Below are 8,913 nucleotides of genomic sequence, written 5' to 3' on the forward strand. Positions count from 1 at the left end.
AGGCCGAGGACGCGCTCGCGCAGTTCCAGCAGCAGGCCGGCGACTGGCTCGGCGCGATGCAGCAGGTGGCAGCGCAGTTCGCCGGTCGCGACGCCAGCAGTGCCGACGTCGCCGACGCCTGGAAGCGACAGGTACAGGGTCAACGCGAGCAGTTGCTGCAGTGGCTGCTGGGTGCGGTGCGCGGGGCCGGCCAGGCCGGGATCGACCCCTGGCTGCAGCAGGCGGCGCAGTGGCTGCAGGGCCTGCAACGCGACAGTGGCCCATGGTTGCAGATGCCCGGGTTCGGCCCGGCGCGCAACCACCAGGCACGCTGGCGGGCGCTGGCCAAGGCCCAGCAGGACTATCAGGCGCAGTTGCAGGCCTATCTGGGACTGCTGCAGGGCGCCATCGACCGCGCCTTCGGCCTGTTCGAGGAGAAGCTGCGCGCGCACGAGGATCCGGGCCGGCAACTGACCAACGCGCGGGCGATGTTCGATCTGTGGATCGACGCGGCCGAGGAAGCGTATGCGGCGGCCGCGCTGTCGCCGGAGTTCCGCCAGGTCTATGCCGACGTCGCGAACGCGCAGATGCGCCTGCGCGCCCTGCTGCAGCGCGAGACCGAGCAGGTGTGCGAGCAGGTGGGCCTGCCCACGCGTACCGAACTGGATGCCGCGCATCGGCGCATCGCCGACCTGGAACGGCGGCTGCGACGACTGGAGCGCGGCGAAGGGCAGGGCGCGACTGCCGCAGCCGGACCTGCACCGGTTGCCACGGCCCCGGCTGCGCCGCAGAGAAGCCCCAGGAAGAGCGCGGCCAGGTCGGCCCCTGCGCGGTCGGCAGCCGCCGCGCCCAAATCCAAATCCAACGCCGCCACGCCAGCGAAGGCCACGCCCGCCGCCACGTCGCGGCGGGCCGGGACCACGCCGGCAGCACGCCGGAGTCGCGCATGAAGGGACCGCTGAGTTTCAGCAGCGACGATCTGGTCCAGGAAACCCTGGAGCTGCAGCGCAAGCTGCTCGAAGGTCTGCGCGTGCTGCCGGGCCTGGACACGGTGGACTACGGCGCCACCGCGCGCCAGGAAGTGTGGCGCGACGGCAAGGTGGTGCTGTACCGCTTCGTCGGCGAACGCCCGCCCACCACCAAGGTGCCGCTGCTGATCGTCTATGCCCTGGTCAACCGCCCGTACATGGTCGACCTGCAGGCGGACCGCTCGCTGGTGCAGGGACTGCTGGCGCTGGGCGAGGACGTCTACGTACTCGACTGGGGCTACCCGGACCGTTCCGAGCGCTACCTGACGCTGGAGGACTACCTGCTGCGCTACATCGACGGCGCGGTGGACCACCTGCGCGCGGCCGGCGACGGCGCCCCGGTCAACATGCTCGGTATCTGCCAGGGCGGCACGTTCTCGCTGTGTTACTCCGCGCTGCAGCCGGAGAAGGTGCGCAACCTGGTCACCATGGTCACCCCGGTGGATTTCCACACCCCGGACAACATGCTGTCCAACTGGGCGCGCCAGGTCGACGTCGACCTGTTCGTGGACACGCTGGGCAACGTGCCGGCGGACCTGATGAACGTCAGCTACCTGATGCTCAAGCCGTTCCGCCTGAACCTGCAGAAGTACGTCGGCCTGCTCGACATCCTCGACGATCCGCGGGCGCTGGAGGACTTCCTGCGCATGGAGAAATGGATCTTCGATTCGCCGGATCTGGCCGGCGAGACCTTCCGCGAGTTCGTCAAGCAGTTCTACCAGGACAACGCGCTGATGCACGGGCGCGCGCGCATCGGTGCGCACACGGTGGACCTGGGTCGGGTCACCATGCCGGTGCTCAACGTCTATGCCGAGCAGGACCACCTGGTGCCGCCGGACGCGTCGCGGGCGCTGCGCGGCGTGGTCGGCAGCCGCGACTACGCCGAACTGAGTTTCCGCGGCGGCCATATCGGTATCTACGTCTCCGGCCGCGCCCAACGCGAAGTGCCGGCGGCGCTGCATCAGTGGCTGGCCGAGCGCGATGGCGGGCACTGAGCGCCAGCGGCGACGCGTCGTGCCGCCAGGGGCGCGTCTTGCTGGCGTCGTCTTGGCGATGGCGCTGGCCTGGCTGAGCGTGGAGCGCGGCATCGCTGCGCCTGCGGCCGCAGCCGACCGTGAAATCCGCGGACTGCTGGCGGCGTTGCAGTCCTCGCCGTGCCGGTTCCAACGCAACGGGACCTGGTACTCCGGTCGTGAGGCCGAGGCGCATCTGCAGCGCAAGTATGCGGCACTGCGTTCGCGCGACCTGGTGGACAGCGCCGAGCAGTTCATCGCGCGCGGCGCCAGCCGCAGCAGCGTCAGCGGAAGCGCCTACCGTGTCGCCTGTCCTGGCCGGCCGGAGCAGGAGGCGGCGGCCTGGTTCGAGCAACAATTGGCGGCATTGCGCCGTCACGCCGCGCCCGCGCCGGCACGCGTAGAGTGAGCCAGCCGCCGTCGCTGGAGCCGCTGCCATGTCGCAACCCCGTTCGCTGTCGCGCTCGTTGAACGACCGCATGATCGCGGGCGTGATGGGCGGGATCGCCCACCGCTTCGGCTGGAATGCAACTCTGCTGCGGGTGCTGTACGTGGTCGGGTCGATCGTCTCGGCCGCCTTCCCCGGCATCCTGGTCTATCTGATCCTGTGGCTGCTGATTCCCAACGAAGCCGATTGACGCGGCCGCTGTCGCGGGTCTGGCGCCGTGCCGGCATCGCCGTCGGCGTCCTCTGGACCTCGCCGAACACTGTCCTGGGCATGCTCGTCGGGACCATCGCGCTGGCCTTCGGTGCGCGCCTGCGCTTCAGCCGACGCGAACTGGCGCTGGTGTTCGAACGCGTGCCGATGCGGCCACGCGGGGCGATGACGCTGGGCAACGTGATCCTGCTCAGCGCAGACGATCTGGACGTGGCCTGCGCCACCTACGAACACGCTGCCGGTCGCTGCCGGCATCCTGCGGTACGGCTCGGCGACCACGAACGTGCGCACGTGCTGCAGTACATGCTGCTCGGGCCGCTGTTCCTGCCGGTGTACCTGGCCTGCGGCGGGGTCAGCGTGCGCAATCCATTGGAACGCGCAGCCGATCGCTATGCGCTGTACGGTCGGGGTTGGTGGCCGGGGACGGGTTGAGCGCGTGGCGTCCGCAAACCGCTGCTTTCGCAATGCACGACGTTGCCGCGCAGGAGCGGCTTCAGCCGCGACGGGCTTTCCCGGGAACGCCGCGGTCGCGGCTGAAGCCACTCGTACGGATGTACCAGTGGCGCTTGTTGGTGGCTCGGTCAGTCGAGCCGGGAAAAACCGAACAGGCGCTTGAGCGGGTGCGCATGCCGCTCGATCTGGGCGCGCAGCAGGCCGGCGCCGATCATGCTGTAGGTGATGCCGTTGCCGCCGTAGGCCATGGCGAACTGCACGCGCGGGCCGTGCTGCGGGTGCGGGCCGAAGAACGGCAGGCCGTCCTCGGTCTCGGCGAAGGTGCCGGCCCAGGCGAAGGTCGGCTGCAGCTCCAGTCCCGGCATCACTTTGGCGATCTTGCGCGACAGCGTGCGCGCCTTGCTGTCCACGCGCGCGTCGCGGCGCGCCGGCACGTCCACGCTGTCGTCCTCGCCGCCGGCGACGATGCGGCCGTTACCGGTGCTGCGCAGGTACAGATACGGCCGCGCACTTTCCCAGATCATGGTGTCGCGCAATGGGCCGAGGACGGAAGGCTCGAGCGGGTCGCTGACGAAGGCATAGCTGCTGCGGTTGCGGGCCACGCGTTGATCCAGCCAGTGCTGGTTGGCGTAGCCGGCGGCCATCACCACATGGCCGGCGCGCACCTGCGCGCCCTGATCGGTGTGCAGGGTCACGCCGCGGCCAGTGACCACGATCCGCGCGATGCGGGTGCGGTCGTAGACGCCGACGCCGTGTCGGAAGGCGCGGCCGAGCAGGCGATAGGTGAGGCGGTACGGATCCACCCGTGCCGCCTGGTGGCTGAGGATCGCGCCGTGCGCCTGCAGGCCGTAGTCCGCGTCCAGCGTCTGCGCGTCCAGCCATTCCACGTCCAGGCCGTGTCGCGCGCGCACTTCCAGTTCTTCCAGCAGCACCCGCACGTGGCGGCGTTTGCTGGCGTAGTACAGGCTGTCGTTCCAGCCGAAGTCGACATCGCGCAGCGGCCGGACCAGGTCGCGCAACTGCTCCAGCGCCTGCGCGCAGGCGCCGTAGGCGAGGGCGGCGGCAGGTTCGCCATAGCGCTTGGCCAGATCGATCAGATGGGTGTCGATCTCGTACTGCAGCAGGGCGGTGCTGGCCGCGGTGCTGCCCCAGCCGATGTCGCGTTGCTCCAGGACCGTCACGGCATGCCCGTGCGCGCTCAGTTCTTCGGCGATCAAGGCGCCGGTGATACCGCCGCCGACGACCGCGACATCGCAGCGCACGTCGTCGCGCAGCTGCGGAAAGCTCTGCATCAGGCCGTTGCGGACCGACCAGAAGGGATAACCGCTCTTGAGATCCATGACGCCCCGGCGCAGAAAGGATGTGCGACTTAGGCGCAGGTCCGGTTAAGTCCGCGTGAGCCGCCGCGGACGTCATGTTCGGGCAAACAGCCGCGATTAATCTCGGTGCAGAAGTCCCTCACATGGCGCTGTGTATGGTGCGCGCCAGTTCCACGAATTCCCTGTAGAGGAAGCGTCATGTCGGTCGTTCTGTATATCGGTGGCAGCAAGGACGGAGAGAAGGGCGTCGTGCCCTACGGGTTCCGCAAGTCCATGAAGGAAACCGAGGCAGGCCCGGAGATCTATGTCGAGCGCGTGCTGGCATTGAGCGATCGGCAGGTGCGGATCATGGCGCTGGAGTCGCTGCAGGACGATATCGTGGTAGAACGCCTGCACAGGTATTATTCGCGTTGACGCCGGCGTGCGAACCCCGGTGTGGCCGCCCGCCTAGGCGGGCCAGCGACGGTTCGCATCGACCTGCCACCGACCATGCCCGCACCAGAAATCAGCAACACCTCGGCGCCGCCGACGACCGTCGACCCGAACGCCCCCACCGACATGTCCAACCAGCGCAGCGATATTTTCTTCGCTGCGGTGCAGACCACGCGCATGCCGATGATCGTGACCGATCCGCGGCAGCCGGACAATCCGATCATCTTCGTCAACCGCGCGTTCCTGGAAATGACCGGTTACGGTCGCGAGGAATTGATCGGCAATAACTGCCGCTTCCTGCAGGGGCCGGACACCGATCGCGAGACGGTGCACAGCGTCCGCGATGCGATCAAGTCGCATGACGAAGTGGCGGTCGAGATCCTCAACTACCGCAAGGACGGTTCCAGCTTCTGGAACGCGCTGTATATCTCTCCGGTGTATGACGACCGTGGCGAGCTGGTGTATTTCTTCGGTTCGCAGCTGGACGTCAGCCGCCGCCGCGATGCCGAGGACGCGCTGCGCCAGGCGCAGAAGATGGAGGCGCTGGGCCAGCTCACCGGCGGCATCGCGCACGACTTCAACAACCTGCTGCAGGTCATGTCCGGGTATCTGGAACTGATCGAGCATGCGGTCGAGAGCGACCCGCTGAATCCGTCGCTGCTGCGCAAGAGCGTGGACCGCGCACGCGATGCGGCTGGTCAGGCCGCACGCCTGACCCAGCAGCTGCTGGCGTTCGCGCGCAAGCAGAAGCTGGAAGGACGCGTGCTCAATCTCAATGCCCTGGTGGCCGGGATGAGCGATGTGGCCGAGCGCACGCTGGGCGACGGCATCGCGTTCTCGCTGGAGCTGTCGCCGGACCTGCGCAACTGCCGGATCGACCCGACCCAGGCCGAAGTGGCGCTGCTCAACATCCTGATCAATGCGCGCGACGCCATGGCCGACCAGGCGGCGCCGCGTCTGGTGATCCAGACCCGCAACGTCTCGGTGCGCGCGGACGAACCCACCACCTACGACAACCTGCTGCCCGGCCACTACGTGTGCGTGTCGATCACCGACAACGGCAGCGGCATGCCGCCGGAGGTGCTGGCGCGCGTGCTGGATCCGTTCTTCACCACCAAGGAAGAGGGCAAGGGCACCGGCCTGGGTCTGTCCATGGTCTACGGCTTCGCCAAGCAGTCCGGCGGTGCGGTGCGCCTGTATTCGGAGGAGGGCCACGGCACCACCGTGCGCCTGTACTTCCCGATCGACGACAACGTCGAGAACATGGCCCCGCGCGATTCGCGCACGCGCCGCCCGTTCGACCGGCAGGGCGACGAGACGATCCTGATCGTCGAGGACCGGCCGGACATCGCCGAACTGGCGCGCCTGTTCCTCGGCGACCAGGGCTATGCCACGCACGTGGTGTACAACGCGCGCGAGGCGCTGGAGCTGCTCGACACCGGCGTGCACGTGGACCTGCTGTATTCGGACCTGATCATGCCCGGCGGCCTCAACGGCGTGATGCTGGCGCGCGAGGCGCGGCGGCGCCGGCCCAAGATCAAGGTGCTGCTGACCACCGGCTACGCCGAATCCTCGATCGAGCGTACCGATGCCGGTGGCAACGAGTTCGAGGTGTTGGCCAAGCCGTACAACCGCCAGGAGCTGATCCGCAAGGTGCGCATGGTGCTGGACGGACCGACCGGGGTCACCTGACGCGACAGGTCGGCGCGCGCCTGTCAACGGGTTCCCCGGCGGCGCGCGCACTGCGAAAATGCGGGTTTTCCGCAAGGCGGCTTCGGCCGGACGCAATGCACGACACTCAGCTCGCCCAGCAGATCGCCAACACCATCGCCGCCGAGATCGGCGCGCAGCCGGCGCAGGCGCGCGCCGCCATCGCCTTGCTCGACGAGGGCGCCAGCGTCCCGTTCATCGCACGCTACCGCAAGGAAGTCACCGGCGGACTCGACGACACCCAGTTGCGCAATCTCGAAGTGCGCCTGACCTATCTGCGCGAACTGGAAGAGCGCCGCGCTGCGGTGCTCGCCAGCATCGCCGAGCAGGGCAAGCTCAGCGACGAACTGCGTGCGGAGATCGTCGCCGCCGACACCAAGTCGCGGCTGGAAGACCTGTACCTGCCCTACAAGCCCAAGCGGCGCACGCGCGCGCAGATCGCCCGCGAGGCCGGGCTGGAACCGCTGGCCGATGGCCTGCTGGCCGATCCGAGCCAGGTGCCGGAAACCTTTGCCGCCGGCTTCGTCGATGCCGACAAGGGCGTGGCCGACGTCAAGGCCGCGCTGGAAGGCGCGCGCGCGATCCTGATGGAGCGCTGGGGCGAGGATGCCGCACTGGTCGGCGAACTGCGCACCTGGCTGGGCGAGGTGGGCGTCATCCGCGCCCGCGTGGCCGAGGGCAAGGAGCAGGAAGGCGCCAAGTACCGCGACTACTTCGATCACGCCGAAGCACTGGCCAAGATTCCTTCGCATCGATTGCTGGCGCTGTTCCGCGCGCGCCGCGAGGAGATCGTGTATCTGGAGCTGGATCCCGGCAGCGAGGCCGAAGCCGGCCACCAGTACGCCGAAGGCCGCGTCGCGCTGCGCGCCGGCATCGCCAACCAGGGCCGCCCGGGCGACCGCTGGCTGCTGGATGCCTGTCGCCTGACCTGGCGCGCCAAGCTGCACATGCACCTGCTGCTGGACCTGTTCAACCAGGCGCGCGAAAAGGCCGAGGCCGAGGCGATCGCGGTGTTCGGCGACAACCTGCAGGACCTGATGCTGGCCGCGCCGGCCGGGCCGCGCGTGACCCTGGGCCTGGACCCGGGCATCCGCACCGGCTGCAAGATCGCGGTGGTCGACGCCACCGGCAAGCTGCTGGCCACCGACACCATCTATCCGCACGAGCCGCGCCGGCAGTGGGACCAGTCGCTGCACACGCTTCGGCAGCTGTGCACGCAGCACGGCGTCGAACTGATCGCGATCGGCAACGGCACCGCCAGCCGCGAGACCGACAAGCTGGCCGCGGACCTGATCAAGCAGAACCCGCAGCTGAAGTTGGAAAAGATCGTGGTCAGCGAAGCCGGCGCCTCGGTGTATTCGGCGTCCGAGTTCGCCGCCAAGGAGTTCCCGCAGCTCGACGTGTCGCTGCGCGGCGCGGTGTCGATCGCGCGGCGCCTGCAGGATCCGCTGGCGGAACTGGTCAAGATCGAGCCCAAGGCGATCGGCGTGGGCCAGTACCAGCACGACGTCGACCAGTACCGCCTGGCGCGGGCGCTGGACGCGCGGGTGGAGGACTGCGTGAACGCGGTCGGCGTGTACGTCAACACCGCCTCGGCGGCGCTGCTGTCGCGCGTGTCCGGGCTGTCGTCGAGCGTGGCCGAGAACATCGTGCGCCACCGCGACGACAACGGCCCGTTCAAGCGCCGCAAGGACCTGCTCAAGGTGCCGCGGCTGGGCGACAAGACGTTCGAACAATGCGCCGGCTTCCTGCGCATCGCCGATGGCGAGGAGCCGCTGGACGCTTCGGCGGTGCACCCGGAAGCCTATCCGGTGGTGGAGCGCATCGTCGGTGCCACCGGCAAGCCGATCAAGGCCCTGATCGGCGACGGCGGCTTCCTGCGCGGCCTCAGGCCGGACCAGTTCACCGACGAGAAGTTCGGCCTGCCGACGGTGCGCGACATCCTCAAGGAACTGGAGAAGCCGGGCCGCGATCCGCGCCCGGAGTTCAAGGCGGCGCGCTTCGCCGACGGCGTGGAGGACATCAAGGACCTCAAGCCGGGCATGGTGCTGGAAGGCGTGGTCAGCAACGTCGCCGCTTTCGGCGCGTTCGTCGACATCGGCGTGCACCAGGATGGCCTGGTGCACATCTCCGCGCTCTCGGACAGCTACGTCAAGGATCCGCGCGACGTGGTCAAGGCCGGCGACATCGTCAAGGTCAAGGTGCTGGAAGTGGACGTGGCGCGCAAGCGCATCGCGCTGACCCGGCGCCTGGACGACACGCCGGCGCCGGCGCGTCCGTCCGACCGCGACCGCGACGCACGTGGCGCCGGGGGCCCGCCA

Annotated in this window: 9 protein-coding genes; 8 read left to right on the forward strand and 1 reads right to left on the reverse strand. The window is 68.8% G+C overall.

Features of this window, described 5'->3' with window-relative positions; all coding sequences use genetic code 11:
* The 5 genes from phaE to D180_RS12280 form a co-directional block, all read left to right on the forward strand.
* On the forward strand, positions 1–929 hold a 929-nt coding region (phaE, locus tag D180_RS12260), incomplete at its 5' end, for a class III poly(R)-hydroxyalkanoic acid synthase subunit PhaE (protein ID WP_017913019.1).
* A complete protein-coding gene (locus D180_RS12265; RefSeq protein WP_017913020.1) occupies positions 926–2,002 on the forward strand; it encodes a class III poly(R)-hydroxyalkanoic acid synthase subunit PhaC in 1,077 nt (358 codons plus the stop codon). The genes phaE and D180_RS12265, both read left to right, overlap by 4 nt.
* Before the next feature lie 58 nt (positions 2,003–2,060).
* Positions 2,061–2,429, forward strand: coding sequence for a DUF5329 family protein (locus tag D180_RS12270; RefSeq protein WP_017913021.1), 369 nt, complete (start codon positions 2,061–2,063; stop codon positions 2,427–2,429).
* A gap of 28 nt (positions 2,430–2,457) precedes the next feature.
* Positions 2,458–2,658 carry a PspC domain-containing protein gene (locus D180_RS12275; protein WP_026144177.1) on the forward strand — a complete coding sequence of 67 codons (201 nt, stop codon included), beginning with the start codon at positions 2,458–2,460 and terminating at the stop codon, positions 2,656–2,658.
* The gene (locus D180_RS12280; RefSeq protein ID WP_017913022.1) at positions 2,655–3,110 is read left to right on the forward strand and encodes a hypothetical protein; all 456 of its coding nucleotides are present in this window, start codon (positions 2,655–2,657) and stop codon (positions 3,108–3,110) included. Before D180_RS12275 ends, D180_RS12280 begins: the two co-directional genes overlap by 4 nt.
* 149 nt (positions 3,111–3,259) lie before the next feature.
* On the opposite strand, the gene D180_RS12285 is transcribed toward D180_RS12280, so the two are convergent.
* On the reverse strand, positions 3,260–4,471 hold the full coding sequence (locus tag D180_RS12285) for an FAD-dependent oxidoreductase (RefSeq protein WP_017913023.1): 1,212 nt from the start codon (positions 4,469–4,471) through the stop codon (positions 3,260–3,262).
* Positions 4,472–4,648: 177 nt separating this feature from the next.
* On the opposite strand from D180_RS12285, the gene D180_RS12290 reads away from it, so the two are divergent.
* The 3 genes from D180_RS12290 to D180_RS12300 form a co-directional block, all read left to right on the forward strand.
* On the forward strand, positions 4,649–4,864 hold the full coding sequence (locus tag D180_RS12290) for a hypothetical protein (RefSeq protein WP_017907884.1): 216 nt from the start codon (positions 4,649–4,651) through the stop codon (positions 4,862–4,864).
* A 144-nt stretch (positions 4,865–5,008) separates the two neighbouring features.
* Positions 5,009–6,574 carry a hybrid sensor histidine kinase/response regulator gene (locus D180_RS12295; protein ID WP_232760471.1) on the forward strand — a complete coding sequence of 522 codons (1,566 nt, stop codon included), beginning with the start codon at positions 5,009–5,011 and terminating at the stop codon, positions 6,572–6,574.
* 95 nt (positions 6,575–6,669) lie between these two features.
* On the forward strand, positions 6,670–8,913 hold a 2,244-nt coding region (locus tag D180_RS12300), incomplete at its 3' end, for a Tex family protein (protein ID WP_017913025.1).

Source organism: Xanthomonas sp. SHU 166 (assembly GCF_000364685.1).
GTDB lineage: Bacteria > Pseudomonadota > Gammaproteobacteria > Xanthomonadales > Xanthomonadaceae > Xanthomonas_A > Xanthomonas_A sontii.